Annotated in this window: 25 protein-coding genes and 1 other RNA gene; 18 read left to right on the plus strand and 8 right to left on the minus strand. The window is 49.0% G+C overall.

Going from position 1 to position 24,700, the window contains the following annotated elements; all coding sequences use genetic code 11:
• Positions 1 to 98 precede the first annotated feature (98 nt).
• Complete coding sequence (rpiA, locus tag B067_RS0104560) at positions 99 to 776, minus strand: ribose-5-phosphate isomerase RpiA (RefSeq protein WP_026244407.1); 678 nt, start codon at positions 774 to 776, stop codon at positions 99 to 101.
• Positions 777 to 986: 210 nt separating this feature from the next.
• On the opposite strand from rpiA, the gene ilvA reads away from it, so the two are divergent.
• Complete coding sequence (ilvA, locus tag B067_RS0104565) at positions 987 to 2,510, plus strand: threonine ammonia-lyase, biosynthetic (protein ID WP_019528879.1); 1,524 nt, start codon at positions 987 to 989, stop codon at positions 2,508 to 2,510.
• 512 nt (positions 2,511 to 3,022) lie between these two features.
• Here ilvA and B067_RS0104570 read toward each other — a convergent pair.
• From B067_RS0104570 to B067_RS0104580, 4 genes are all read right to left on the minus strand, one after another.
• Entirely contained in the window at positions 3,023 to 3,619 is a 597-nt protein-coding gene (locus tag B067_RS0104570) for a 5-formyltetrahydrofolate cyclo-ligase (RefSeq protein ID WP_019528880.1), read from the minus strand.
• A gap of 69 nt (positions 3,620 to 3,688) precedes the next feature.
• Positions 3,689 to 3,868: non-coding RNA, 6S RNA (gene ssrS, locus B067_RS21600), on the minus strand.
• A 38-nt stretch (positions 3,869 to 3,906) separates the two neighbouring features.
• A complete protein-coding gene (locus tag B067_RS0104575) occupies positions 3,907 to 4,221 on the minus strand; it encodes a cell division protein ZapA (protein ID WP_019528881.1) in 315 nt (104 codons plus the stop codon).
• 23 nt (positions 4,222 to 4,244) lie between these two features.
• Entirely contained in the window at positions 4,245 to 4,454 is a 210-nt protein-coding gene (locus B067_RS0104580) for a TIGR02449 family protein (RefSeq protein WP_019528882.1), read from the minus strand.
• Between the two features lie 187 nt (positions 4,455 to 4,641).
• Here B067_RS0104580 and B067_RS21155 point away from each other — a divergent pair, with 187 nt between their 5' ends.
• The 6 genes from B067_RS21155 (at position 4,642) to B067_RS0104615 (ending at position 11,131) form a co-directional block, all read left to right on the plus strand.
• Positions 4,642 to 5,367 carry a UPF0149 family protein gene (locus B067_RS21155; protein ID WP_019528884.1) on the plus strand — a complete coding sequence of 242 codons (726 nt, stop codon included), beginning with the start codon at positions 4,642 to 4,644 and terminating at the stop codon, positions 5,365 to 5,367.
• 18 nt (positions 5,368 to 5,385) lie between these two features.
• On the plus strand, positions 5,386 to 6,708 hold the full coding sequence (gene pepP, locus B067_RS0104595; protein WP_026244408.1) for a Xaa-Pro aminopeptidase: 1,323 nt from the start codon (positions 5,386 to 5,388) through the stop codon (positions 6,706 to 6,708).
• Complete coding sequence (ubiH, locus tag B067_RS0104600) at positions 6,708 to 8,003, plus strand: 2-octaprenyl-6-methoxyphenyl hydroxylase (protein WP_019528886.1); 1,296 nt, start codon at positions 6,708 to 6,710, stop codon at positions 8,001 to 8,003. Before pepP ends, ubiH begins: the two co-directional genes overlap by 1 nt.
• Positions 7,996 to 9,237, plus strand: a complete 1,242-nt coding sequence (locus B067_RS0104605) for a UbiH/UbiF/VisC/COQ6 family ubiquinone biosynthesis hydroxylase (RefSeq protein WP_019528887.1) — start codon at positions 7,996 to 7,998, stop codon at positions 9,235 to 9,237. Before ubiH ends, B067_RS0104605 begins: the two co-directional genes overlap by 8 nt.
• A gap of 117 nt (positions 9,238 to 9,354) precedes the next feature.
• A complete protein-coding gene (gene gcvH, locus B067_RS0104610) occupies positions 9,355 to 9,744 on the plus strand; it encodes a glycine cleavage system protein GcvH (protein WP_019528888.1) in 390 nt (129 codons plus the stop codon).
• 184 nt (positions 9,745 to 9,928) lie between these two features.
• Positions 9,929 to 11,131: a class I SAM-dependent rRNA methyltransferase gene (locus B067_RS0104615; RefSeq protein ID WP_019528889.1), complete on the plus strand. Its 1,203-nt coding sequence runs from the start codon at positions 9,929 to 9,931 to the stop codon at positions 11,129 to 11,131.
• Here the strand turns inward: B067_RS0104615 and B067_RS0104620 are convergent.
• Both B067_RS0104620 and B067_RS0104625 read right to left on the minus strand, forming a co-directional pair.
• A complete protein-coding gene (locus B067_RS0104620; RefSeq protein WP_019528890.1) occupies positions 11,106 to 12,119 on the minus strand; it encodes an imelysin family protein in 1,014 nt (337 codons plus the stop codon). The genes B067_RS0104615 and B067_RS0104620 overlap by 26 nt on opposite strands.
• Positions 12,120 to 12,122: 3 nt before the next feature.
• Positions 12,123 to 12,779 (minus strand): histidinol-phosphatase, encoded by a 657-nt coding sequence (locus B067_RS0104625; RefSeq protein ID WP_019528891.1) that lies wholly within the window; start codon positions 12,777 to 12,779, stop codon positions 12,123 to 12,125.
• A 176-nt stretch (positions 12,780 to 12,955) separates the two neighbouring features.
• Between B067_RS0104625 and B067_RS0104630 the strand changes: the two genes are divergently transcribed.
• Positions 12,956 to 13,441 carry an RNA pyrophosphohydrolase gene (locus B067_RS0104630; RefSeq protein WP_026244409.1) on the plus strand — a complete coding sequence of 162 codons (486 nt, stop codon included), beginning with the start codon at positions 12,956 to 12,958 and terminating at the stop codon, positions 13,439 to 13,441.
• 49 nt (positions 13,442 to 13,490) lie between these two features.
• The gene (gene ptsP, locus B067_RS0104635) at positions 13,491 to 15,788 is read left to right on the plus strand and encodes a phosphoenolpyruvate--protein phosphotransferase (protein ID WP_019528893.1); all 2,298 of its coding nucleotides are present in this window, start codon (positions 13,491 to 13,493) and stop codon (positions 15,786 to 15,788) included.
• Here the strand turns inward: ptsP and B067_RS0104640 are convergent.
• Positions 15,775 to 16,581: an NRDE family protein gene (locus B067_RS0104640; RefSeq protein ID WP_019528894.1), complete on the minus strand. Its 807-nt coding sequence runs from the start codon at positions 16,579 to 16,581 to the stop codon at positions 15,775 to 15,777. The two genes, ptsP and B067_RS0104640, sit on opposite strands and share 14 nt — an antisense overlap.
• Positions 16,582 to 16,679: 98 nt before the next feature.
• Here B067_RS0104640 and lgt point away from each other — a divergent pair, with 98 nt between their 5' ends.
• The 9 genes from lgt (at position 16,680) to B067_RS0104685 (ending at position 24,234) form a co-directional block, all read left to right on the plus strand.
• Entirely contained in the window at positions 16,680 to 17,498 is an 819-nt protein-coding gene (lgt, locus tag B067_RS0104645; protein WP_019528895.1) for a prolipoprotein diacylglyceryl transferase, read from the plus strand.
• A gap of 14 nt (positions 17,499 to 17,512) precedes the next feature.
• A complete protein-coding gene (gene thyA, locus B067_RS0104650; protein WP_019528896.1) occupies positions 17,513 to 18,346 on the plus strand; it encodes a thymidylate synthase in 834 nt (277 codons plus the stop codon).
• A gap of 3 nt (positions 18,347 to 18,349) precedes the next feature.
• Entirely contained in the window at positions 18,350 to 18,892 is a 543-nt protein-coding gene (locus tag B067_RS0104655; RefSeq protein ID WP_019528897.1) for a dihydrofolate reductase, read from the plus strand.
• A 245-nt stretch (positions 18,893 to 19,137) separates the two neighbouring features.
• Positions 19,138 to 19,923, plus strand: coding sequence for a DUF3450 domain-containing protein (locus tag B067_RS0104660; protein ID WP_026244411.1), 786 nt, complete (start codon positions 19,138 to 19,140; stop codon positions 19,921 to 19,923).
• Positions 19,923 to 21,308 carry a MotA/TolQ/ExbB proton channel family protein gene (locus B067_RS0104665; protein WP_019528899.1) on the plus strand — a complete coding sequence of 462 codons (1,386 nt, stop codon included), beginning with the start codon at positions 19,923 to 19,925 and terminating at the stop codon, positions 21,306 to 21,308. Before B067_RS0104660 ends, B067_RS0104665 begins: the two co-directional genes overlap by 1 nt.
• Positions 21,309 to 21,836, plus strand: coding sequence for a MotA/TolQ/ExbB proton channel family protein (locus tag B067_RS0104670; RefSeq protein ID WP_019528900.1), 528 nt, complete (start codon positions 21,309 to 21,311; stop codon positions 21,834 to 21,836).
• Between the two features lie 14 nt (positions 21,837 to 21,850).
• Positions 21,851 to 22,258, plus strand: a complete 408-nt coding sequence (locus B067_RS0104675; RefSeq protein ID WP_019528901.1) for an ExbD/TolR family protein — start codon at positions 21,851 to 21,853, stop codon at positions 22,256 to 22,258.
• Positions 22,259 to 22,261: 3 nt separating this feature from the next.
• Positions 22,262 to 22,864: an energy transducer TonB gene (locus B067_RS0104680; protein ID WP_019528902.1), complete on the plus strand. Its 603-nt coding sequence runs from the start codon at positions 22,262 to 22,264 to the stop codon at positions 22,862 to 22,864.
• Positions 22,865 to 22,878: 14 nt separating this feature from the next.
• The gene (locus B067_RS0104685; RefSeq protein WP_240472822.1) at positions 22,879 to 24,234 is read left to right on the plus strand and encodes a tetratricopeptide repeat protein; all 1,356 of its coding nucleotides are present in this window, start codon (positions 22,879 to 22,881) and stop codon (positions 24,232 to 24,234) included.
• The last annotated feature ends 466 nt before the right edge of the window (positions 24,235 to 24,700 follow it).

The raw sequence follows: 24,700 nt of genomic DNA on the forward strand, positions 1-24,700 counted from the left end.
AAATTATTAAGCTATTCCGTGAAGGAATATGTCGGCCAATGATCAAAAGCCTTTAATGTTTAATTACTTATAGTAGTTTTCTGATCAAGTACGTGGGCTTAGTCTAAACGGTGTAGCTGCTTTACGCCATTTTGCGTGGCCAAAAACAATATGTCTGCAGGCCTTAGGGCAAATAAACCGTTAGTCACCACGCCGGTTATTTGGTTGATGGCGCTTTCTATGTGTAGGGCATCGGCAATGGCAAAGTTATACACATCGAGGATGATATTACCGTTGTCGGTGGTGACCCCTTGCCGGTAGACCGGGTCGCCGCCTAATTTAACCAGCTCGCGGGCGACATGGCTGCGCGCCATGGGAATAACTTCTACCGGTAAGGGGAAGCCGCCTAAGGTATCGACTAATTTGCTTTCGTCGGCTATACAGACAAATTCTTTGGCGCAGGCAGCGACAATTTTTTCGCGGGTGAGGGCGGCACCACCGCCTTTAATTAGCTGTAGTTGGTGATTACTCTCATCGGCGCCGTCGATGTAAAAGCTAATTTCATCGACACTGTTTAAATCCAATACCGGTATGCCGTGCTGCTGTAAACGTTGGGCAGAGGCGTCTGAACTGGCCACGGTGGCGTTCACGTCGGCCTTAATCTCGGCTAAATAATCAATAAAGTAGTTGGCGGTTGAGCCCGTGCCTATGCCTATGACGGAGTGTTTATCGATATGGGGCTTTATATAATCCAATGCGGCCTTGGCTACCGCTTGTTTTAACTCGTCTTGGGTCATAGTTTGGGTCATAGGGGGCTCTGAGCTAATGATGATAAAGTCTCAATTATAGAGAGCTGCGGCGCGAATGGAAAAGATATCTCGGCTTTAAGCGGTTTATTTCTGGGCGGCCAAGGCTAATCAGCGCTTTGTGCTGAATTATTTTGTGCAAGCGATTACTATGGCAGCCAATTATCATGATCACCATTTATTTCTGGGAGTTTGCTTGCCATGCCGCAGCGCTATATCAAAAAAATACTCGAAGCCCGCGTTTACGATGTGGCGATAGAGACGCCTATTGATAAAGCCCCCAGTCTATCCAAGCGTTTTAATAATGAGATTTTGCTTAAGCGTGAAGACTTGCAGCCGGTATTCTCCTTTAAGATACGCGGCGCCTATAACAAAATGATGCACCTCACCGAGGAGGAGCTTAGCAAGGGCGTAGTAGCAGCCTCGGCGGGCAATCACGCTCAAGGCCTATCTATGGCCGCGTTAAAAATGGGGGTAAAGGCCACCATCGTCATGCCCAAAACCACGCCGCTCATTAAGGTAGATGCGGTGCGCAGCCGCGGTGCCAAGGTGGTGTTGCACGGCGATACCTTTGATGAGGCTTCTAAATACGCCTATCAACTGATGGAGCAAAAAGGCCTGGTGTTTGTACACCCCTATGACGACCCCGAGGTGATAGCTGGCCAGGGCACCATAGGCATGGAAATTTTGCGCCAGCATAACGGCCCCTTGGACGCGGTATTTGTGCCGGTGGGCGGCGGCGGTTTATTGGCCGGCGTTTCGGCCTACATCAAATACCTGCGCCCCGATATAAAAGTGATAGGGGTGGAGCCAGAAGATGCCGCTTGCCTGAAACTGGCCCTGGAAAAAGGTCGCCGTGCCATTCTGCCGCAGGTAGGTATTTTTGCCGATGGCGTCGCCGTGGCGCAAATCGGTAAAGAGCCTTTTAGAATCATACGCAAAACGGTGGATGAGGTGATCACCGCCAGCACCGACGAAATCTGTGCAGCGATTAAAGATATTTTTGATGACACCCGCTCTATTGCCGAGCCCGCCGGTGCTCTGGCCTTGGCCGGCTTGAAAAAATACATAGAGCGTACCGGTTGCGAGGGCAAAACCTTGTTGGCTATAGACAGCGGTGCCAATACCAACTTCGACCGTCTGCGTTATATCTCTGAGCGCACCGAAATTGGCGAGAAGCGCGAGGCCATACTGAGCGTGGTTATCCCTGAGCGTCCCGGTAGCTTTAAGCGTTTTTGCAGCGATCTGGGCAAACGCAATATTACCGAGTTTAACTACCGCTACGCCTCGCAAAAAGAGGCCAGCATTTTCGTGGGGGTACAAACCTCGGGTCAGTCTAAGGACAGGCAGGCGTTGGTAGACGGCTTGGCCGAGAAGGGCTACCAGGTCACCGACTTAACCGATAATGAAATGGCAAAGCTGCATGTGCGCCATATGGTAGGCGGCCATGCGCCCTTTGCTGCGGGTGAGGAAGTGCTGTATCGCTTTGAGTTTCCCGAGCGCCCCGGTGCCTTGGATAAATTCTTGGCCTGCTTGGGCAGCCGCTGGAATATCTCCATGTTTCACTACCGTAATCACGGCTCGGCCTATGGTCGGGTATTAGTGGGTATGCAGGTGCCCAAGGATCAGCGCAAGCAGTTGCAGCCCTTCTTCGATAAGCTGGGCTATCGCTATGCCGACGAGAGTGATAACTGCGTTTATCAGCAATTTCTCAGCGCTCAATAAGGGGCTATTGGTCTCAAAAAAGGGGCTTTTGTGCCTTTTTTTGTGAAATAGTTACAAAAAGCCCTATAAAAACTGGCGTATTAGGCATTCCTCTGCCAATATTTTTGTCCCAGCCGCATCTGCTTTGCGAGTTGTTCGCTTTATGTTAGCTGGGGGCGTATAAAAAATAAAAACGATGCCCAAAGTTTTATCGATTGCCCTACGTAGCATGTCTTCTCGATAGTCGTATCTTGTTAATCGTTATTGGCAATATGTCTAATTGCGCGCTGGCCTGTGATGTACTTAACAGCTTGGCCTATGAGTCGGTCACAGGAACGGGGATTGGCTTTGCGCTGCTGGAATTTATTCCTTAATGTGCAAGGAGCGGCTAATTGATATTAAGGCCCGAGACAGGGTTAGGAGATAGTAATGTTATGTAAAGTTGATTCACTCACGATTTTGATGATCGTATTTAGCGTAGGTACCGTGTTAACGGGTACCTTGCAGATGTTTTTAGCGTAAGTAGTGCCGCGCTAAATAATAAATATCCCTTTATCGGTGGCCACCGCCGATAAAGGGATATCCCAACTCGCCAATTCTAGTTTTTCCACTTCCTGACAATGATGCGCCAAACCCAGTAGTTTAGGGCGTTTGTTGCTGGCCGGCTGTTGTAGCCAGGCAAAGGTTCTGTCGTAAAATCCCCCCCCCATACCGAGACGGCCGCCGTCGTGGTCAAAGCCCACCAAGGGCATTAACACTAAGTCTAATTGCTCGGCGGGGTGAAACTCGGGGTGGAGGGGCTCGGGTATCGCGTAGCGATTGAGGGTGAGTTTATCGCCGGGGCGGTAGCGACTAAAGCGCAGGCTGTTACCCGGTTGTAGCACGGGCAAATAGCAGTGCTTACCGGCGGCAACGGCCTTTGCCAATAGGTACTGTGGGTCTATTTCGCCATCGTTGGCTAGGTATAGGGCGATATGTTGGGCGCGTTGGTAGTCGCCACTATCGCTGATCAGCTGGGCTAGCTGCTGGCTGGCTAGCTGCTGCTGCGGCTCGCTGAGGTCATTACGCAGGCTACGCAAGTGCTGTCGTAATTGTCGTTTGTGCTGTTCTAGTTGTTCTGGGCTGCTCACAGGGGTAAACCGGCCTTAGGTTGTTATTGTTTGTGCTGGGATGTTACTGCTATGAGGGGTGGGGTGAAAGGGCTCTCCCTGTCTACCGCTGGCGGTCTGTCCCTTGAACCCAGCGGTTCAGGGTGGTGGTTTCTGCCTAGTATCGGGCTTTCCGTCAAGCGGACAGGCACGCCAACAAGGCGAGAAACCTCCGGGTGTATAAGCATCGGCTCAGGGGTCTGAACTACCTGGCAAATAGACGAGAGAGCGAGGCTAATTATAGAGGGTATTAGTTAGGGAAAGAAGCGTTAACCCATATCTAATTGGCGAAAGCGGTGCAGGGCTTCATCAATTTTGTTGCCCAGCTTGCTGATTTGATCGTTGTTGGCCTTGCCGTTAGCGCCGGTTTGCGGGCCGGTTTCCAGTAGTTCATGGCTGATATTGAGAGCGGCCATCACGGCTATGCGCTCTACCCCCAAGACTTTACCGGTCTTGCGTATGCCTACCATTTTTTGATCTAAGTACGCGGCAGACTGCTGTAAGGCTTGCTCCTGCCCCTCGGGGCAAGCGATTTGGTAATCTTTGCCGAGGATTTTTACAGTCACGGTGCCGTTGCTACTCATGGAAAATACTCTTGCTGGTCGTATTAAGATTCTTGTTCTATGGCTTTAAGCTTGGTGATCATGGCCTCAACGCGGTTGCGAGCCGTTTCAGTTTTTTCGATTAACTGTTCGCGCTCCTGCTGCCAGCCTATGGCCTCAGCTTTGAGTTTGCGGTTCTCGCTGTCTAGTTGGCCGCAAAACTCAATCAAGCCTTCAATTTTCTTACTTAGCGCTTTCAAATTGTGATTGTCCATTCGCCTAGTCTATTAAAGGTTTAGTCACCGCTTAATATAGTTGTGCAAAGCGGTGTGGTCAATGTAATAAATATCAATAATTTCAATAACCTGCCGATGGTTTTGAAAAATGTGCGCAAGTTTGCGTTTGCCACCAGCGAGCTAGCCTGCGCTAGGGGTGTCGATTTTGTGGGAGCAAGGCGCTAAGATGCCGCCATTACAGTGCGTAACTGTGTTTTATCCGCGTCTTTTTTATTACCACGTTGAGTTTTTTATGTCTGAGCAAGCGACACCGCATTTTGATGATTTTGCCACGGTATTTTGGCGTTTAGGGTCTATGCTGCCCCCCAGCCAGTTGCAGGGTTATGTTATGGGCCAGCTGGCGGTGGGTGCCGAGCTAACCGAGCAACAATGGTTGCAGCAGGCTTGGCAATTGATTGATAGTGTGGAGCCCGGTAGTAACGAGGATAATCAGCTGTTGGCTGAGCTATTAGCCACTACCCAGGCCAACTTTGCCGAAGGTAGTTTAAATGCCCAATTATTACTGCCCGATGATGATATAGAGCTCAGCCAACGGGTGGAGTGCTTAGGGTTCTGGTGTCAGGGTTTTTTGACCGGTTTTGCTCTGGCGGGCAAGCAAAAAAAACAGGCTGCGGGTCAGCAGGCCTACTCTAGTGATGTTTCCGAGGCGCTTAGCGATATGGCGGCTATTGCCCAAGTGAGCCTAAGTGCGGACGACAGCAGCGAGCAAAGTGAGGCGGATTTTTTTGACGTGATAGAGTATGTACGTTTAGCGGCTATGAATATTTACTTTGAATGCTTGCCCAAGCAAGAGTCAGCTGTTGCCAGCGCTGAGGCTGGCGATGATGACGCCGCAGTGCCTAGTACTGCGCAGTTATTTGCTAAAAAATCGACCAAGAAACAACTGCATTAAACCAACGAAGTGGTAGTGATGACAAGAATATCAAAACAGGAATTTGCTAGACGTCGTAAAAACTTAATGGCGCAAATGGAGCCCGATAGCATAGCGATAGTGCCCGCTGCCAAAGAGGTGATACGCAATCGCGACTGTGAATACCCTTTTCGCCAAGACAGTGATTTTTATTATTTAACCGGTTTTGCCGAGCCCGATGCGGTGTTGTTGCTAATACCTGGCCGCGAGTACGGTGAGACTATCGTATTTTGCCGCGAACGCGATCCCAAAATGGAGTTGTGGCATGGTTATAGGTCTGGCCCCGAGGGCGTCTGTGCTGAATATGGTGCCGATGATGCTTTTCCCATTAGTGATATAGACGATATTTTGCCGGGCTTGCTGGAAGGTCGTGAGCGCGTGTATTACTCCATGGGTCGCAACCAAGACTTTGATAGAAAGGTAATGGGCTGGGTTAATATCATACGATCAAAAGTGCGTTCTGGCGCACACCCGCCGGGTGAGTTTTTAGATTTGGATCACCTGCTACACGATTTACGTTTATACAAAAGCGCCGCCGAGATACGCATTATGCGTAAGGCTGGCGAACTATCGGCGCAAGCCCATAAACGCGCCATGCAAATCTGCAAGCCGGGCATAATGGAGTATCAGTTAGAGTCAGAGATACTGCATGAGTTTTCCCGCAACGGCGCCCGCTTTCCTGCTTACTCCACCATAGTGGGTGCCGGTAAAAATGGCTGTGTGCTGCATTACATAGACAACAACTGCAAAATCAAAGACGGTGATTTAATTTTAATTGATGCCGGTTGCGAGTTAGAGCATTACGCCGCCGATATCACCCGCACCTTTCCCGCCAATGGCAAATTTAGCAAAGAGCAAAAAGCACTGTATAACATCGTGCTAGAGGCGCAAGAGCAAGCTATAGCCACCATTAAACCGGGTAATCACTGGAACCAGTCTCATGATATTACCGTGCAGGTGATTACCAAGGGCCTGCTGGCGCTGGGCCTGCTTAAAGGTGAGCTGGATACGCTGATAGAAGAGGGCGCCTATAAAGATTTTTATATGCACCGTGCCGGCCACTGGTTGGGTATGGATGTGCATGATGTAGGCGATTATAAAGTGGCCGACGAGTGGCGAGTGCTAGAAGAAGGCATGGCCATGACGGTAGAGCCCGGCATTTATGTGGCCCCAAATAATATGCAGGTGGCTAAAAAATGGCGCGGCATAGGCATACGTATAGAAGACGATATCGTTGTCACCAAGGGTGGCTGCGAAAATCTTACCGCAGCGGTACCTAAAACCGTCGCCGACATAGAGGCACTCATGGCCGAGGCGGGTTAATGACAGGTGCTTGTGACTACGATGTAGTTATCGCTGGCGGCGGTATGGTGGGCAGCAGCTTGGCGCTGCTATTGCAGCGGCTAGTCAGCCCCGACGGCCAGACACTAAACGTGTTAGTGGTAGAAAGTGTTGCCCAGCCCTCAGCCACTATACAAAGCACCAGCCCTAGTTTTGATGGCCGCTCTACGGCGCTGTCTTACGGCAGCCGGGTGATCTATGAACAGCTGGGTTTGTGGTCGCGGTTAAGCGAGCACGCTACCGCCATCGAACATATACACGTTTCTGAGCGCGGCGCGTTTGCCTCGGCGTTATTACATGCTGAAGAAATGCACTGGCCCGCCTTGGGTTATGTGTTAGAGAACAGTGGCCTAGGTGAGGTGTTACTCAGCGCCTTAGCTAACAGTGCAGTAGAATTGGCTTGCCCAGCGACCATCACGCAAGCGCAACCGCAACAGGGCGGCATGCTGCTTACCCTGCAGGAAGATGAAAACCAGCGCCAAATTCGCACCCAGCTTTTAGTGGTAGCCGATGGTGCCGGCTCACAACTGCGTCAGCACTTGGGCATACAACACCGCAGCCACAATTATCAACAGTCGGCGGTAGTCGCTAACGTTAGCTTTGAAAAAGCCCACCAACATATCGCCTATGAACGTTTCACCGAGCAAGGTCCTATGGCCTTATTGCCCTTAGCCGATCAGCAGCGCGCAGCCTTGGTGTGGACCCAAACTGCCGAGCAGGCACAGCATTTATGTAGCTGTGAGCAGCCTGATTTTCTAAACCGTTTACAACAGCGTTTTGGTCACCGCTTGGGCCAGTTCACCGCCGTGGGTGAGCGACTGCAATATCCCTTACAGTTGATAACCAGCGAAGAGCAATTGCGCTCCCATGTGGTGGTGATGGGTAACGCTGCTCATGCCCTGCACCCAGTCGCCGGGCAGGGTTTTAATTTAGCGCTGCGCGACTGTGCACGTTTAAGCGAGATAGTGTTAAGCGCAAAAGCGCAGCACCAAAACATAGGTGAACTCTCGATATTAAAACCTTATCAACAAGCACAGCAATTTGATCAGCAAAAAACCATCTTGTTTTCCGATCAAGTAGGCGCAATGTTTGCCCATGTCGCTAAGCCCTTAAGCCTGTTGCGCAATATAGGGTTAAGCGCTGTTGATATGCTGCCCAGTTTAAAGCACAGCTTTGTGCGCCATGCCGCCGGCCAACATTATGGCGCGGCCTTGGGTTTGTTGACTCACAATGATCAGCTTACTGGTGATCAGGCTATTGAGGTGGAGCATGGATAATACCCAGGCACAGGTTTTTGATGTGGTTATTGTTGGTGCCGGTTTGGCCGGAACCGCCTTGGCCTGCGTCTTAGCGCAGGGCGACCCGCAGCTGCGCATAGCCATGGTGGAAGCACAAACGCTATCCAGCGAGGCGCCCAGTTTAGACAATTCGGTGCAGGGCTTTGATGCCAGGGTCAGCGCATTAACCTTAGCTTCGCAACAGTTGCTGGCGGACATAGGGCTGTGGCCCGAGATAGTTAGCCAGCGCGCAGCCGCCTACCAACATATGCGGGTATGGGATGCTGACGGTACCGGTGTGGTGGACTTTGCCGCCGCCGAGGTCAACCAAGCTTGCCTAGGTTATATTGTTGAAAATCGCATCACCCTAGCGGCTTTATTAAACCGGCTACAGAGCTTGGCCAATGTGTGTTTTTTTAATCCTGCGAAAGTGGCAGGCTTGAGTGAAAATAACGCAAACAAAACGCCATCACCGCGCTGCTTAGACTTGGCTGATGGTCAGCAATTAACTGCTCCTTTGATAGTTGCGGCCGATGGCGCCAACTCGTTGCTACGTCAACAAGCCGGTTTTGCCACTAGGGAGTGGGATTACCATCACCACGCCATAGTCGCTACAGTGCAAACTGAATTACCCCATCAACATACTGCCTGGCAGCGTTTTTTACCCGAGGGGCCTTTGGCTTTTTTGCCTTTGGGAGGTGATCATCAAGGCCATTTTTGCTCCATCGTTTGGTCGGCCTTGCCCGACTATGCCCAGCAGTTAATGGCTCTAGGCGATGATGAATTTAGCCAGCAATTAGCGACCGCTTTTGAGCATACATTAGGTGCGGTGCAGGGCGTCTCCAAGCGTTATAGCTTTGCCCTGCGCCAGCGCCACGCGGTAGATTATGTGCAGCCGGGCTTGGCCTTGCTGGGGGACGCCGCCCACAGCATCCACCCGTTGGCGGGCCAGGGAATAAACTTAGGTTTTAGTGATGTGCGGGTACTGGCCGAAGAACTATTACGAGCCAGGCAGCGTGGCCTAGGCTTAGGTGATATCAGTCTGTTGCAGCGCTACCAGCGTCGCCGTAAGGCCGAGAACCTAGCGATGATGGCAGCAATGGATGGCTTTAAACAGTTGTTCGGCCACAACAATATAGCCCTGCGCTGGTTGCGCAATGCCGGCATGCAGGGCTTTAATCGCAGCCCCGCCATTAAGCGCCGGGTTATGCTTAGTGCCATGGGTTTACATTAATTGTTATCCGCAGTTGGCTCTTGTGTTTCCGCTGAGCAACGTTAAAATGCAGGCAAATATTAACAACAGCTATTACTCTCCCTATATTTATTTGGCGACCCATAAGAGGAAAACCCTATGAGCAATACCCCTAGCGAATTGAAATATGCTCGCAGCCACGAGTGGGCGCGTTTAGAAGAAGATGGCACCGTGACTGTAGGCATCTCTGATTTCGCGCAAGAAGCTTTAGGTGATGTAGTGTTTGTGGAAGTACCTGAGGTGGGCGCTAAAGTAGCCGCGGGAGATGAAATTAGCGTGGTGGAGTCGGTAAAAGCCGCCTCGGATATCTATGCGCCTATAGGCGGTGAAGTGATTGCCGTAAACGAGACTTTGGAAGACGAACCTGAAGCCGTTAATGCGGAACCTTATGAAGGTGGCTGGTTGTTTAAACTGCGCCCTAGCGATGCTTCAGAGCTGGAAAATTTGTTGAGTGCTGAAGATTATCAGCAGCTTTGCGAAGACGAGTAAGCCCTCTCTAGAAACAACAGCGCCCGCTAATGCGGGCGTTGTTGTTTCTAGAGAGGGCTTACTTCCCGATACCAATCTTTACTATTAACCGCCATTACAGCCCTAGATTAGTTTGGCCAGTGAGCGCAGGTAATCTCAGGTATAATGCCAGCCTTTGACCCGCCCCCTATCCCTGGATATAGCCATGAGCACCGACTACCCCCTAATACGCTTAAACAATAAAGCAGACCGCCGTTTACGGGGTGGCCATGTCTGGATTTACAGCAATGAAATAGATACCAAAGCCACGCCCATTAAAGACATTATCCCCGGCCAGCAGGTGTTAATAGAGAATGCCCAAGGCAAGGTGATGGGCGTGGCCTATCTCAATCCGCACAACTTAATTTGTGGTCGCTTAATTAGCCGCGATGCCCGCCAAGGTTTAGATAAGTCCTTATTAGTGCACCGCATCAATATCGCCTTAAGCCTGCGTCAGGCTATGAATGAGAAACCCTATTACCGCTTAGTGTATGGCGATAGCGACGGCCTGCCCGGTTTGGTGGTGGATAGATTTGGCGATATATTGGTGGTGCAATTGGCTACCGCCGGCATGGAGTTGGTAAAAGATCAGATTGTTGAGGCGTTATGCCAAGTGCTTAAGCCCAGCGGTATCCTAATGAAAAATGATTCGCGTATACGTGGTGCCGAAGACTTGGAAGACTATGTGGAAGTGGTGTATGGCGAGGTGCCCGAGCGGGTTTTAATAGAAGAAAACGGCGTGCAGTTTGAGGTGCCGGTATACGAGGGGCAAAAGACTGGTTGGTTTTACGATCACCGCGCCAGCCGCGCTAACTTGGTGCACTTTGTTAAAGGCAAGCGCGTGTTGGACGTGTTTAGTTATATAGGTGGCTGGGGCGTGCAGGCGGCGGCCTTTGGTGCCGAGTCGGTGCTGTGTGTAGACAGCTCGGAGTTTGCGCTGGAGTGTGTACACCGCAATGCCGAGTTAAACGGCGTTAGCGATAAGGTAGCAACCTTACAGGGCAATGCCTTTGAGGCCATGAAGCAGCTGGCCTTAGATGGCGAGCGTTTTGATGTAATAATTATGGACCCACCCGCTTTTATCCCGCGCCGCAAAGATGTTAAAAAAGGCGAGCAGGCTTATAGGCGGGTTAATGAACTGGCTATGCGCTTGCTGAATAAAGATGGGGTGTTGGTGTCGGCTTCTTGTTCTATGCACTTGGGGCGCGATGTTTTAGTGGATATATTGCGATTGTCTTCGCGCCATGTCGATAGGCAGCTGCAAATTTTGCAGCATTTTGGCCAAACCTATGATCACCCGGTGCATCCTGCGATCCCCGAAACCGATTATTTAAAGGCGATATTTACTCGCCTGCTGCCGACGTCTTAAGACGGAGGTTTAGCATTAACGCGCCCAATTGCTGGTTGAGTACCTTAGCTTCTTGCTCCTGCTCCTGCTCCTGCTCTTGTTCCTGTTCTGGTACAGCTTCGCCTTGCTGTAACAGTTGTCCTATAGCGGCGTAGCCGGGGTGTGGGGCGCTGTGTTTGCTGATGCTGCTTAGCGCCCCCGTTATCCAAAGTTGATCATGGCTATAGGGGCTGTGCTGAGTATCGGTTAAAGCCCCTAGCTGTTGTTGCCATTGCAAGCGTATCGCCGCTGCATCGGGTAGTTGGGCGCTGTGCTCCTGCCAGTATTGATGGGCGTTCTCTACATCGCTTAGCCATTGTTGGGCTAATAAGGCTAAGTATTGGCGGCGTCTAGGTATGGCCAGTGTTGCCAGTGCATCGGCGGGCTCACGGTAGTGGCTGAGCTCGCGACCCCAAATAAAAAACTCTAAAACAGATAAACCCAAGGCCGCCTCTTCATCGCTGTAGCGGCGGTGCTGCTGGATAAGGCTGTCCAAGCTGATGGCTAGGGTGCTGTCGTTGACTATGCCGCTTTGGGGGTAACCCACTACGCTATCCAGATAGCCATCGCTGATCTCGGCGTCGTGTAAGCGATGGTTTAATTCCTCTAGTTCAGTTTGTGCTGGCAGCAGCTGTAAATACACCGCGCTGTGATGCCACTGCTGGTGGCTGGCCAGCCACTGGTTTTGCAGCTGCTGCCAGTGTGGCGCATCGGGGCTGGCGAGAAATTGCTGGCTGCGGGCTAGCAAGGCTTGGGCGCTGGCGATAGTTTGGCGCAGCGAGAGTTCACCTTGCTGGCGCAGGCTGTGGTGCAGCTGCACTACATCTATAGTGGTTACTGTAGTGGCTACTATAGTAGTTACGGCCGTTTTGCTACTGGCCGGTAAGCTGGCAGGGCTGTGATTGACGGGGCTGTCGGGCTGGCAGCCCAATAACAGGCTGCACAGGATTACTGTGATGGCAGTCTTCACTGTTTAGCCCCTTAAGCTGATACAGGGCCAGCCCTGCGCTTGGGCGTAGGCGCTGAGGGTGTCGTCGGCATCTACTGCAACGGGGTTGTCTACCAGTTTTAGTAGCGGTAGGTCGTTGAGCGAGTCGCTATAAAAATAGCTGCCGCTGAGGTCGTGACCATGCTCGGTCATCCAGGCGTGTAAGCGCTTGACCTTGCCCTCTTGAAAGCAGGGAGTGCCGTTGGCGCGGCCGGTGTATGCGCCGTTTACCAGCTCAGGTTCGCTGGCCAGAATATGCTCTACCCCCATGCTTTTGGCTATGGGGCCGGTGACAAACAGATTGGTGGCGGTGATTATGAGTAGCTCATGGCCTTGTTCACGGTGTTGTTGTAATAGTGCATCGGCCTTGGCCAGCCGCATGGGGGCGATAACTTCGGCCATAAATTGCTGGTGCCATAAATCCAGTTGCGCTTTGGGGTGGGCTTTTAGTGGCGCCAATGAAAATTCCAAGTATTCATTAATGTTTAATGTGCCCTGTTTATACTGCTGGTAAAAGTAATCGTTACCCTCTTTATAGCTATGGCCGTCGACTATGCCTTGCTCCACCAAAAACTGGCCCCAGCCATGGTCGCTGTCGCCGTTAAGCAGGGTGTTATCAAGGTCAAAGATGGCGAGAGTCATACTGTGGGTATCCGAAGGCTAGGGGCTGCAAAAAGCCGCCTAGCATAAAGGGCTGCGGGCTTTTTTGCATCTCGATTGTGATTATTGCTGTAATTGTGGAACAATGCTGACGATGATAAACGGATAAAGTGGTTTTTGCCCGTCCAAATGTGGCAAGCAACCATAAGGATGTAGATGTGATTGATGCAGAGGGTTTTCGGGCCAATGTGGGTATTATGTTGGCCAATGGCAAGGGTGAAGTGCTGTGGGCACGCCGTGTTGGCCAAGATGCTTGGCAGTTCCCTCAAGGCGGTATTAATCAGGGTGAATCAGTAGAGCAGGCGCTATACCGTGAGTTGGGCGAGGAAGTGGGGTTGAGAGCCGGCGATGTAGAGGTGATGGCCTGCACCCGTGGTTGGTTGCGCTATCGTTTACCGGAGCGTTCGATTCGCCGCGACAGCAAACCGCTGTGTATAGGCCAAAAACAAAAATGGTTTTTATTAAAAATGCTGGCTGATGATGAGTCGGTGAGTTTTGATAATGGCTGCAGACCGGAGTTTGATCATTGGCGCTGGGTAAGCTATTGGTATCCACTGGGTCAGGTTATTCCCTTTAAGCGTGAGGTTTACAGGCGCGCAATGAAAGAGTTAGCGGTTAAGCATAGCCGCTTGATCTTGGATTAGTCGCGGCATACGCGGCTAAATACATATGCAGTTAATACATAGGTAAAGCATGCTCGAATCTCTGCGCAGGATAGTCCAAGAGTTAAATGGCATACGCGGTTTGCAGCAGGTGCTGGATACGATTGCTACGCGGGTGCGCGATGCTGTGGGTACCGAAGTTTGCTCCGTGTATCTACGCGATCAGAAAACAGACCGCTATTTCTTTATGGCCACCGAAGGCCTTAACCGTGATTTTATAGGCAAAATTTCAGTAGGCTCCCATGAGGGCTTGGTGGGCCAAGTAGCGCGCCGTGAAGAGCCCATCAACCTACAAGATGCTATCGCCGACCCCCACTTTATTTACCTGCCCGGCATAGGCGAGGAAGAGTACAAGGGCTTTTTGGGGGTGCCTATTATCCATCAGCGCACCGTATTGGGGGTGTTGGTGGTGCAGCAAAAAACCCAACGCCGTTTTGATGAAGATGAAGAAGCTTTTTTAGTCACCATCTCGGCCCAGCTGGCGGGGGTGATTGCTCATGCCCAATTGACCGGCTCTATCAGCCTGCTATCAGAAGATGAAGATGAAAAGTTGGTTGGTGGCAAATTTGTGGGCGTCAGTGGCTCAGCGGGGGTAAGTATAGGTACCGGGGTCGTGGTGACGCCTACTGCCGATTTGTATGCGGTGCCCGATCGCAGCTCTAGTAATATTGAGCTAGAGCTTAAGTTTTTTAGCCAGTGTTTGGCGGCGGTACGTAAAGATATAGAAGAGCTGAGCAGTAAGTTGGCCAGCCGTTTAGCCCGTGAAGAGCAGGCTTTATTTGATGTCTATCTCAGTATGCTGGATGACCATGCTCTGCCTTTAGAGGTGCGCGAGCGTATAGAGCAAGGGCAGTGGGCGCAAGGTGCTGTCAGCCAGGTGATACGCGCTCACGTCGACACCTTTGAGAGCATGAATGACCCCTATCTTAAAGAGCGCGCCACTGACGTTAAGGATTTAGGTAGGCGAGTACTTGCTTACTTGCAACTAACCGACGATGAAGAGCTGATTTACCCAGACCAAACTATTTTAATAGGTGAAGAGCTAACTGCCTCTATGTTGGCGGAAGTGCCCTCCGAAAAGCTGGCGGGCTTGGTGTCGGTGCGCGGCTCGGCCAACTCCCATGTCGCCATTTTCGCGCGCTCCCTAGGCATACCGACGGTGATGGGGGTGCAGGATCTGCCTTTTACCAAGCTGGAAGGCCGAGAAATCATACTGGATGGCTATAACGGTCATGTGCATTACAACCCCAGTGAAGAGTTACATAATCGCTTTAAAGCGATTATTGAAGAAGAATCCCAGCTGATTAAGGGCTTTGAGGTTTTAAAGGATTTACCCGGAGAAACCACCGATAAGCACCGCATAGGCTTGTGGGTAAATACCGGCCTGATGGCCGATGTGATGCGCTCATTAGATAGAGGCGCCGAAGGGGTGGGGCTATATCGCACCGAGGTGCCGTTTTTATTACGCGAGCGTTTTCCCTCAGAAGAAGAGCAGCGCGCCATTTACCGCGAACAGCTAGAGGCCTTTGCGCCGCGTAAAGTCACTATGCGCACCTTAGATGTAGGCGGTGATAAATCACTGTCCTATTTCCCCATTGTCGAAGAAAACCCCTTTTTAGGTTGGCGCGGCATACGGGTAACGCTGGATCACCCCGAGATCTTTCTGGTGCAAGTGCGGGCCATGCTGAAAGCCAATCAAGGCTTAAATAACCTGCGTATTATGCTGCCGATGATTAGCAGTGTGATGGAACTGGAAGAGGCTTTAGAGCTGTTGTACCGAGCTCATGATGAGTTAATTGAAGAGCTGGGGGTGGAGTTGGAGCTGCCGGAAATAGGGGTGATGATAGAAGTGCCCGCAGCGGTGTATCAGGCCCGTGAGCTGGCTAGGCGGGTAAACTTTTTATCGGTGGGGTCCAATGACTTAACCCAGTACTTGCTGGCGGTAGATAGAAACAACTCCCGGGTGGCCTCTATTTTTGATCCTTTCCATCCGGCGGTATTGCAAGCCTTGCAGAAAGTGGCAGATGACGCTCATGCGGAAGGCCAGCAGGTCAGTATTTGCGGGGAATTGGCGGGCAATCCGCTGGCATCGCCGCTACTTATTGCCATGGGTTACGATGTGTTATCCATGAGTGCCACCAACCTGCCCAAGGTTAAGTCGGTAGTGCGCAGCTTGAGTTATAAGCAGTGTCAGGCTTTGTTAAAACAAGCCATGCAAATGGATAACTCCCGTGAGATACGCGAGTTGCTAGAGCAAGTGCTCACCGAGGTGGGGGCTCACCGCATGCTCAACCCGGTACTGGACGACGTTCAAATTAGCGCGGTATAGGCGCTGTGCGTAGCTGTTGTTGCACGCTGTAATGGGCCCGGCCTTGGGCGTCATAGCTTTGTTCCATAAAAAATATACAGCCGCTGCGGTGAAACAGCACAGCAGTGCTGCAGCGTGTGCCGTAATCCTCAGAGACAATAAAACAGCTGGATAATAACTGTTCGCGCTGGCTGCTAATGCCGGTGTGGGGTAGTTGTTGCTGGCTGGCGGTCTGCCGGTTTTGCATATCGGCAATAAGGCCTGGGCAATCAATACGCCCTGAGTTTAGCCGTTGTTGCAGCGAGGCCTTGGCCGCTTCGACCTTAGGCCAAGGGCTATCTAACAGGCCATTGCTAAGGCCATAAATGCCGGGCTTGAGGCTGCGTACTGTGCCTTGCCGATTACTAAAATAGTATAACTGGCTAGGGTTGCCGCAAATAAAGTTAAAGCCGGCAAAATTATCTGCATGTGTGGCCAGTTGTTGCAGGTAGTCACTTGCCGACTGCGGTTCGGATAAAAAGTCGCTGCTAAGTGCGCCTCTAGAATAGCTGGGTGCTGTGTTTTGCGTTGCTGTTTCGCGGTAATTAGTAACGGCAGCCAGCTGGCCTTGTTGGCTAATTCCTAACCAAGTACCCCCCGCTTGTAAATCTCTACCGGCAAATAGCTGTGGTTGATCTTGCCAAAAGTGTGCAGCGGCGCTGGGACGCTGATGATATTCATCACGATTAGCCATTAGGATTAGTGGCCAGTCGGCATGTTGTTGTATGGCAAAGCTTATCAGGCACATAAAATAAGGCACATAGAATAAAGGCATTGATTATAGGCGCATAAATTATCAATCGGCGATGGCTTTGGGCATAATGGTTTCTTTTTGTTGGCGCCAGCGCCTATGGCCTAGGTACAGATATAAGCATGTTACAGCACCCTAATTTTGATCCAGTTGCCTTGCAGCTGGGGCCTCTTGCTATACATTGGTATGGCCTTATGTATTTGCTGGGCTTTGCCGCGGCTTGGTGGTTGGCACAACGCCGCAGCCAAAGGCGTTATTCCCCCATAGCGGCTAAACAGGTCGATGATTTAATTTTTTACTGCGCTTTGGGTGTGGTGCTGGGTGGCCGTTTTGGTTATGTCTTATTTTATAATTTTGATAAGTTTTTAGCAGATCCTATTTGGTTAATTAAAGTGTGGCAGGGCGGTATGTCTTTTCACGGTGGTTTGCTGGGCGTGTTTACCGCCTTAATAATCTATGCCCGTTATTTAAAAGTTTCCCTAGGGGCGTTATGTGATTTTGTTGCGCCTTTAGTACCTATAGGTTTGGGCTTAGGTCGCATCGGTAATTTCATTGGTCAGGAGTTATGGGGGCGGGCCAGTGATGTGCCCTGGGCGATGGTATTTACTACTGACCCTGAACGTTTACCGCGCCATCCTTCGCAGCTTTATCAGTTTATGTTGGAGGGTGTGCTGCTGTTTATTATTGTATTTTTGTTTTCTCGCAAACCTAGGCCCGAGTGGTCGGTGGCGGGATTATTTTTGTTATGTTACGGCGCGTTTCGATTTGTGGTGGAGTTTTTCCGTCAACCTGATAGCCATATAGGTTTTGACGCCTTTGGTTGGTTGACTCGCGGGCAAGAATTGTCGCTGCCCATGATAGTGGTTGGCGCAGCTATGATGTTGTGGGCCTATAAGTGTTCGGCTGTGGGTGCCAACAGTAACGCTAATCCGCTTAAGTAAAGGTATAAGTAAGAATGAAACAATATTTAACTCTGTTAAATCATATTATAGATAATGGCGAGCAAAAGGGTGACCGCACCGGTACGGGTGTTAAATCGGTATTTGGTTATCAGTTTCGCGTTAACTTGGCGGAAGGTTTTCCTCTAGTAACAACTAAGAAGGTACACCTGCGCTCTATTATTCATGAGTTACTGTGGTTTTTGAATGGTGACACCAATATTAAGTATTTGCAGGATAATGGTGTGACTATCTGGGATGAGTGGGCCGATGAAAACGGGGAACTAGGTCCTGTTTATGGTAAGCAGTGGCGTTCGTGGCCAGCACCTGATGGCGGCCATATCGATCAGATAGCCACAGTTATCGAACAATTAAAACATAATCCCAATAGTCGACGGATGATAGTTTCGGGTTGGAACGTGGCGGATTTACCGGATGAATCGATAAGCCCGGTAGAGAATGTGAAGCAGGGGCGTATGGCTTTGGCAACCTGCCATGCCTTTTTCCAATTCTACGTGGCCAATGGCAAACTTTCTTGCCAGCTGTATCAAAGAAGTTGCGATACCTTTTTAGGCCTGCCGTTTAATATTGCCTCCTATGCGTTGTTAACACATATGTTGGCGCAGCAGTGTGACTTAGAGGTCGGTGATTTTGTTTGGACGGGTGGCGATGTGCATTTATATAATAATCATATAGAGCAGGCAAAAGAGCAGTTAAGTCGCGAGCCTTTGTCTTTGCCTACGCTAAAAATAAAACGCAAGCCGGCCAGTATTTCTGACTATAGCTTTGACGATTTTGAAATTATTAATTATCAAAGCCATGCCGCAATTAAAGCACCTATCTCAATTTAAGAAATGATTAAAAAAATGAAAGCTCTAGATATTAAAATTTCCATGATTGTGGCGGTTGCCGAAAATGGGGTGATAGGTCGTGATAATCAGTTGCCTTGGTATTTACCGGAAGATTTAAAGTACTTTAAAAAAGTGACTATGGCTAAGCCTATAGTGATGGGTAGAAAAACCTTTGACTCTATCGGTAAGCCGTTACCGGGGCGTAGCAATATTGTTGTTACCCGTAACACAGATTATAGCGCCGAAGGCATAGAGGTTGTTGCTACGGTAGAGGCTGCAATAAAGCTGGCTGCTGAGGTTGCCCGTGCGGATGGTGTGGACGAAGTGATGGTGATTGGCGGTGCGCAATTGTATGCCGACATATTGCCTAGAGTAGACAGGCTCTATCTTACCGAGGTGCATGCGGAGGTAGAGGGCGATGCCTTTTTTCCGGCCATAGAGAGGGATTTGTGGCGGGAAGTGTCACGAGAAAAAAAATTGGCCATAGGGCCAAATAGTTATGATTATAGCTTTGTGGTGCTGGATAGAGGTAAAAACAACCAGTAGTTATGTGTTACCAAACGTGGCAAAAGTGTTTCCATATTTCTCTCGGCAAGGTAACACTCCACCCTTTGGTGGTAAATTTCAGAATTTACTGCTGAAAATAGGGAATGAACGTTGATTATTGAATTCAGATCCTATTAAATGCGCGCTTGTTCTTGAAATGCAAAGTAGTACGACTACCTTAAATTGATAGGTTAGAAGTTTCTCAAACTGTTTTAATAAACATCCCTGAAGGAAATGCAATCCCCATGAATATGCATCGATTCAAAACGATCGCGTTTGCCCTGACTATGTCAGCTGGCACGCTGCTTGGTGCTACTAGCACGCAAGCAAACTCCGTTGATGCTGTGATCAAAGTTGGCGAGGCAAAAACTGTCGCCGCCCAACAGTCGCAGAAGAAGATAGATAACTTAGCCGGTGAGACCGACAGCTTGTTACAAGACTATAAAACAGTCATGAAACAAGTAGATGGCCTTAGGGTGTATAACTCACGCTTGGAAAAGCAAATTACTAACCAATTGGATCGCATCGAAAATATCGAAGCATCTATAGGCCAAGTAACTGTTATTCAGCGTCAAGTAACCCCCTTGGTTATCCGTATGATTGATGGTTTGGAGCAGTTTGTTAAACTAGACATTCCATTCCACCAAGAAGAACGTGCTCAGCGTATTAAATTCTTACGTAAGAATGTAGATCGCTCTGATTTGGCTGTTTCTGAGAAGTTTCGCCAAGTATTGGAAGCCTACAAAATCGAAAATGAGTACGGTCGTAAGATCGATGCTTATAAAGGCAACGTATCAATTGATGGTGTAGAGCGCGAAGTTAACTTCTTCCGTGTAGGCCGTGTTGCCCTGTTATACCAAACGACTGACACTGAAATCTCAGGTGCCTGGGATAAAAGAACAGGTCAATTTGTACAGTTAGAGAAAAGTGCCTATCGCAGTGCTATCTTGAAAGGCTTAAAGGTTGCACGTAAAGAAGCCTCTATCGATATCTTGAAACTACCGATTCCAGCTCCGGAGGCCGCTAAATAATGAAAACTCAATTATTTAAGTCAATAATATTTGCTGCGTTGACTATGGCAGCCGCTACTACTGTTGTAGCACAAGACGCTAAATCACTAGACCAGTTGCTAGGCTTTGTTAAGCAGGGTCAGGTCGATGAAGCTAAAGAAAACAAGCAGCGCGAAGCGGCTTTCCGCAACGCTAAAGCTAAGCAAGGCCAGTTGTTGAGCGAAGCTAAAGCTATGCGTACCGCTCAAGAGAAGCGTTCCGCTCAGCTAGAAGGCGAGTTTGAGAAAAACGAATTGCGCGTAGCTGATAAGCAGCGGCAATTGAAAGAGCGTTTAGGTACCTTGACTGAGTTATTCGGTCACTTAACCTCTACTGCTGGTGACTTGCGCGGTAACTTCGGTAGCTCATTAGTGAGTGCCCAGTTTCCTAACCGTGAAGCTTTCCTAGACGAAATGATTGCTAAGATGAGTGGTGCTGAAAAGCTACCTAGCATTGAAGAAATCGAGCGTTTGTGGTTTGAATTGCAGCGTGAAATGACTGAATCTGGTCGCATTGTTACTTTTGATGCTGAAGTGTCTACTCCTTCTGGTGACAAGTCTGTTCGTAAGGTTCTTCGTGTTGGTAGTTTCAACATGGTGACTGAAGATGGCAAATACTTGCAGTATGTTGCTGAGACTGGCGGCTTAAACGAACTAGCCAGACAGCCTTCTGGTCCTAAAGTGGGCTGGGCTGCTGACTTAGCGGCTGCTACTGATGGTTTTAGTCCTTTTGGTGTTGACCCCACAGGCCCTACCGGCGGTACTTTCCTATCAGCATTGATCAACACTCCTACCTTGGGTGAGCGTTTTGATCAAGGCGGGCAGATTGGTATGGCTATCGGTATTGTTGGTGTGTTCGCAATCTTATTAGCGGTATGGCGTCTAATCGTCCTTACGGGTGTTAATGCACGCGTTAATGCGCAGCTTAAATCTGATAAGGCTAACACCAACAACCCATTGGGTCGTGTACTTATGGTTCACGAGCAAAACCCAACTATGGATACTGAGACGTTAGAGCTGAAGCTTTCTGAAGCAATTCTACGTGAAATACCCAATATTGAGTTTGGTCTGAACTTGTTGAAAATCATTGCAGCGATTGCTCCTTTGATGGGTCTACTAGGTACCGTAACCGGTATGATCATTACCTTCCAGGCTATCACTATCTTCGGTGCTGGTGATCCAAAAGCAATGGCTGGTGGTATCTCTGGTGCGCTGGTAACAACGGTATTGGGTCTATTAGTTGCGATTCCAACAGTACTACTACACACAGTGACCAATGGTCAGGCCAAGAAGATCATCCATGTACTGGATGAGCAATCTACAGGTCTTATCGCTGAGCATACTGAGGCTCAACTGGGGAAAGCGTAAATGAATTACCTCTATGACGCACCGGATATAATCAGACGGTTCATGGAGTCTGGAGGCGATGTGCTTTGGCTCATCGCACTACTGACCTTCGTAATGTGGTCATTGGTATTCGAACGTTTTTGGTATTTCCACGGGGCTATGCGTCGCGACGTCGATCATGTAGTAAATACATGGGAAGCACGCAGCGAACGCAAGTCTTGGAATGCGCACCAGATTCGTCGCCAGTTAATTTCACAGGTGGCATTAAGAATCAATCAAGGCTTACCAATGATTTCTACATTGGTAGCCATGGCGCCATTGTTAGGTTTGCTAGGTACGGTTACAGGTATGATAGAAGTGTTTAATATCATGGCTGTTACCGGTGGTGGCGACGCTAAATCAATGGCAGGTGGTGTATCAAAAGCGACAATCCCAACTATGGCTGGGATGGTAGCCGCGCTATCAGGCGTGTTTGCCAATACTTATGTTACCCGTGTTGCCGAGCGCGAAAGCGAGTTACTCGAAGACCATCTGACAACTGATCACTAAGTAAGAGATTCAACATGCGCAGAAATAATAGAAGAGGCGGTGAAGATAACGCTTCAGAAATTGATTTAACGCCAATGCTGGACGTTGTATTTATCATGCTGATTTTCTTCATCGTGACCGCTTCGTTCATTAAAGAAGCTGGCATAGAAGTAAATCGTCCAGAAGCATCTACGTCGACCAAGAAAGAGAATGTAAATATTCTTGTTGCGGTAAGTGCGACTAACGAAATTTGGATAGACAAGCGTCGTGTCGATAAGCGCTCGGTCCGTTCAATTATCGAACGTATGCATGCAGAGAACCCGAAAGGGGCAGTTGTTGTGCAAGCTGATAATGCTTCAACAACCGAAACTGTAACCGCAGTTATCGATGCCGCCCGTGCTGCGGGTGTATTCGATGTGTCGCTAGCTACAGAAGATGACTAAAGTATGAATTATGCACGTTTATTAATTGGCGCGGCATTAGGATTTGTTGTAACAGGCATCCTATTTGTCATTATGCCAACGTTAATCGAAATGGCAGATAAGACGTTGGATGAATCAAAAATCCAACGCATTGCTGACATTACGATGCCAGATGTAGAGATCGACGTGAATTTAGCCGAGGTTAAGCCGCCAAAACCGGCTGACCCTGAAGAGCCACCACCAGAAATGGATCAGCCCGATGTGAGCGATGTGGATATTAGCCCTGATGCGGTTAATATGACACCTGCAGCTTCACTAGATATCGATATTGGTTCAGGTTTTGGTGGCGCTGATGGTGAATATTTACCGATCTTTAAAGTGGCACCCATGTATCCTCGTAGAGCGAATAGCCGTGGTGTAACGGGTTACTGTATTGTTGAATACACCGTGACCTCTACCGGCGCAACAAGAGACGTAGAAGCTGTCGATTGTGAGCCATCAGGCTATTTTGAACGTACCTCTGTGAAAGCAGCGTTGAAATTTAAGTACAAGCCACGTGTACTCGATGGCGAGCCCATTGAAGTGGGTGGTGTTCAAAACCGCTTTATATACGAGCTTGATCAATAATTACGGGTCATTTGATGATGAATGTTTTACCGATGAAAACAATCAAGCGATGGACCTGTGCAGCTGCTATCAGCATGCCGGTTCTCGCGATTCAAGCCGTACTGCCTAGCGTTGTTGCTCCTCTTTTTAATGATATGGCTATAGGTTCTGCCTATGCCGAAGAAGAGAAGAGTGGCGACCAGCGTAAAGCCAAGCGTACGCAAGCAATGAACCAAAAGGTTTATAAAAAGTTACAAGAAGTGCAAGAGCTGATCGATGCTAAAGATTATGCTGGTGCACACAAGTTGATCGCTGAAGTTAAAGGTGGCAGTAAGCCACTAAATGACGCTGAGCTATCAACTACGTTGAATCTTGAAGCTTTTATTTTCTATAACCAAGATAAACTGACTGATGCCATCAAGGCTTATAAGCAGATTGTCACCTTAGAAAAAGCCCCTGAAGGTACCAAGCTGGCGGCCAGATACAGCGCTGCACAAATGTACTTTGCTATAGAAGAATATAGCAAAGGTGTGGCGATGCTGAAGACTTGGTTTAAGGCTTCGGATCCTACTACTATAGGGTCTAATGCCTATGTGCTATTGGCACAGGGTCAGTATCAGATGCAAGAGTTTGACGATTCTATTAAGAACGTCGACAAAGCTATACGTATGTACAAAGAGAAAGGCAAGGTACCAAAGGAAAACTGGTATGGCTTGCAGCGCTTTTTGTATCAAGAGAAAAAAGACTACGATAAAGTCATAAGTATTCTTAAAGAAATGCTAGTTCATTTTCCTAAAAAGCAATATTGGGCACAGCTTTCAGCCATGTATGGTGAGAAAGAAATGTTAAGTAAACAGCTAGCTGCTTACGAAACTGCGTATGTGCAAAATTTGTTTGAAAGTGAGCAAGACTTAACGCGTATGGCTTATATCTTCTTGGCTAGCGAAGTACCCTACAAAGCCGCTAAGGTCATGGATAAAGGTATAAAAGCTAAGCAAATTGAAGCAAACTCGAAAAACTTAGAATTATTAGGTAATGCTTGGCGGGCATCGCAGGAGCTAGATAAAGCAATACCTGTTATGGCTAAGGCTGCTGCAAAATCTGATAAAGGTGAGTTGTGGACTCGTTTGGGTACCTTGTACTTAAATAATGACGACTTCCAAAGTGCCGCTGATGCTATTAAAGCAGGGTTGAAGAAGGGCAGTGTTAAGCGTGCTGACCAAGCTAACCTAGCTTTAGGTATGGCTTACTTCAACATGAAAGATTACAACTCTGCACGTAAGGCTTTCGGTGAGGCTGGCAAAGATGAGCGCTCTACAGAGACTGCTGGTCAATGGCTGGATTACATGGATAAAGAAATCGAGCGTCAGAAAAGTTTGTTAGAAGATTAAGAAATATTTTTAGACGAAAAGGCAGCTATTAAGCTGCCTTTTTTTTCGCCAAAATTTAGTTACAAGTTACAAGTTACAAGTTACAAGTTACAAGTTACAAGTTACAAGTTACAAGAAATAAGCGGCAAGCGGTAAGTTTAAAGACAAAAAAACCAAGCATATAGCTTGGTTTTTTTGTTAAGGGCGTTAGGCTGTTACAGCTTACAGCTTACAGCTTACAGCTTACAGCTTACAGCTTACAGCTTACAGCTTACAGCTTACAGCTTACTGATGTGACCCACATAAAACGGACACCTAGACTGCAGCTTTATAACAGAGCATTGGCACCTGATTCAAGGTGCCATGTACACGCCACGTGTTATAAAAACCATTAATGTAGGACTGCACCAAGCGTTTCATTTGATTCATTACCATCATATCCTGCCGGATAAATCCATTGTTGCTTCATTAGTGAGAAGAAACTCTC

The organism is Dasania marina DSM 21967 (genome assembly GCF_000373485.1).
In the GTDB taxonomy this organism is placed as follows: domain Bacteria; phylum Pseudomonadota; class Gammaproteobacteria; order Pseudomonadales; family Dasaniaceae; genus Dasania; species Dasania marina.

Bases quoted from the DNA above. Each gene is read 5' to 3' on its own strand.
- B067_RS0104575 (WP_019528881.1), bottom strand. From the start codon at position 4,221: ATGAGTAGCAACGGCACCGTGACTGTAAAAATCCTCGGCAAAGATTAC.
- B067_RS21155 (WP_019528884.1), top strand. From the start codon at position 4,642: ATGCCGCCATTACAGTGCGTAACTGTGTTTTATCCGCGTCTTTTTTAT.
- B067_RS0104680 (WP_019528902.1), top strand. From the start codon at position 22,262: ATGAATTATGCACGTTTATTAATTGGCGCGGCATTAGGATTTGTTGTA.
- B067_RS0104625 (WP_019528891.1), bottom strand. From the start codon at position 12,779: ATGACTCTCGCCATCTTTGACCTTGATAACACCCTGCTTAACGGCGAC.
- B067_RS0104655 (WP_019528897.1), top strand. From the start codon at position 18,350: ATGATTAAAAAAATGAAAGCTCTAGATATTAAAATTTCCATGATTGTG.
- B067_RS0104640 (WP_019528894.1), bottom strand. From the start codon at position 16,581: ATGCCTTTATTCTATGTGCCTTATTTTATGTGCCTGATAAGCTTTGCC.
- B067_RS0104685 (WP_240472822.1), top strand. From the start codon at position 22,879: ATGATGAATGTTTTACCGATGAAAACAATCAAGCGATGGACCTGTGCA.
- lgt (WP_019528895.1), top strand. From the start codon at position 16,680: ATGTTACAGCACCCTAATTTTGATCCAGTTGCCTTGCAGCTGGGGCCT.
- gcvH (WP_019528888.1), top strand. From the start codon at position 9,355: ATGAGCAATACCCCTAGCGAATTGAAATATGCTCGCAGCCACGAGTGG.
- B067_RS0104660 (WP_026244411.1), top strand. From the start codon at position 19,138: ATGAATATGCATCGATTCAAAACGATCGCGTTTGCCCTGACTATGTCA.
- B067_RS0104665 (WP_019528899.1), top strand. From the start codon at position 19,923: ATGAAAACTCAATTATTTAAGTCAATAATATTTGCTGCGTTGACTATG.
- B067_RS0104670 (WP_019528900.1), top strand. From the start codon at position 21,309: ATGAATTACCTCTATGACGCACCGGATATAATCAGACGGTTCATGGAG.
- ilvA (WP_019528879.1), top strand. From the start codon at position 987: ATGCCGCAGCGCTATATCAAAAAAATACTCGAAGCCCGCGTTTACGAT.
- pepP (WP_026244408.1), top strand. From the start codon at position 5,386: ATGACAAGAATATCAAAACAGGAATTTGCTAGACGTCGTAAAAACTTA.
- thyA (WP_019528896.1), top strand. From the start codon at position 17,513: ATGAAACAATATTTAACTCTGTTAAATCATATTATAGATAATGGCGAG.
- B067_RS0104615 (WP_019528889.1), top strand. From the start codon at position 9,929: ATGAGCACCGACTACCCCCTAATACGCTTAAACAATAAAGCAGACCGC.
- B067_RS0104675 (WP_019528901.1), top strand. From the start codon at position 21,851: ATGCGCAGAAATAATAGAAGAGGCGGTGAAGATAACGCTTCAGAAATT.
- ptsP (WP_019528893.1), top strand. From the start codon at position 13,491: ATGCTCGAATCTCTGCGCAGGATAGTCCAAGAGTTAAATGGCATACGC.
- rpiA (WP_026244407.1), bottom strand. From the start codon at position 776: ATGACCCAAGACGAGTTAAAACAAGCGGTAGCCAAGGCCGCATTGGAT.
- ubiH (WP_019528886.1), top strand. From the start codon at position 6,708: ATGACAGGTGCTTGTGACTACGATGTAGTTATCGCTGGCGGCGGTATG.
- B067_RS0104605 (WP_019528887.1), top strand. From the start codon at position 7,996: ATGGATAATACCCAGGCACAGGTTTTTGATGTGGTTATTGTTGGTGCC.
- B067_RS0104580 (WP_019528882.1), bottom strand. From the start codon at position 4,454: ATGGACAATCACAATTTGAAAGCGCTAAGTAAGAAAATTGAAGGCTTG.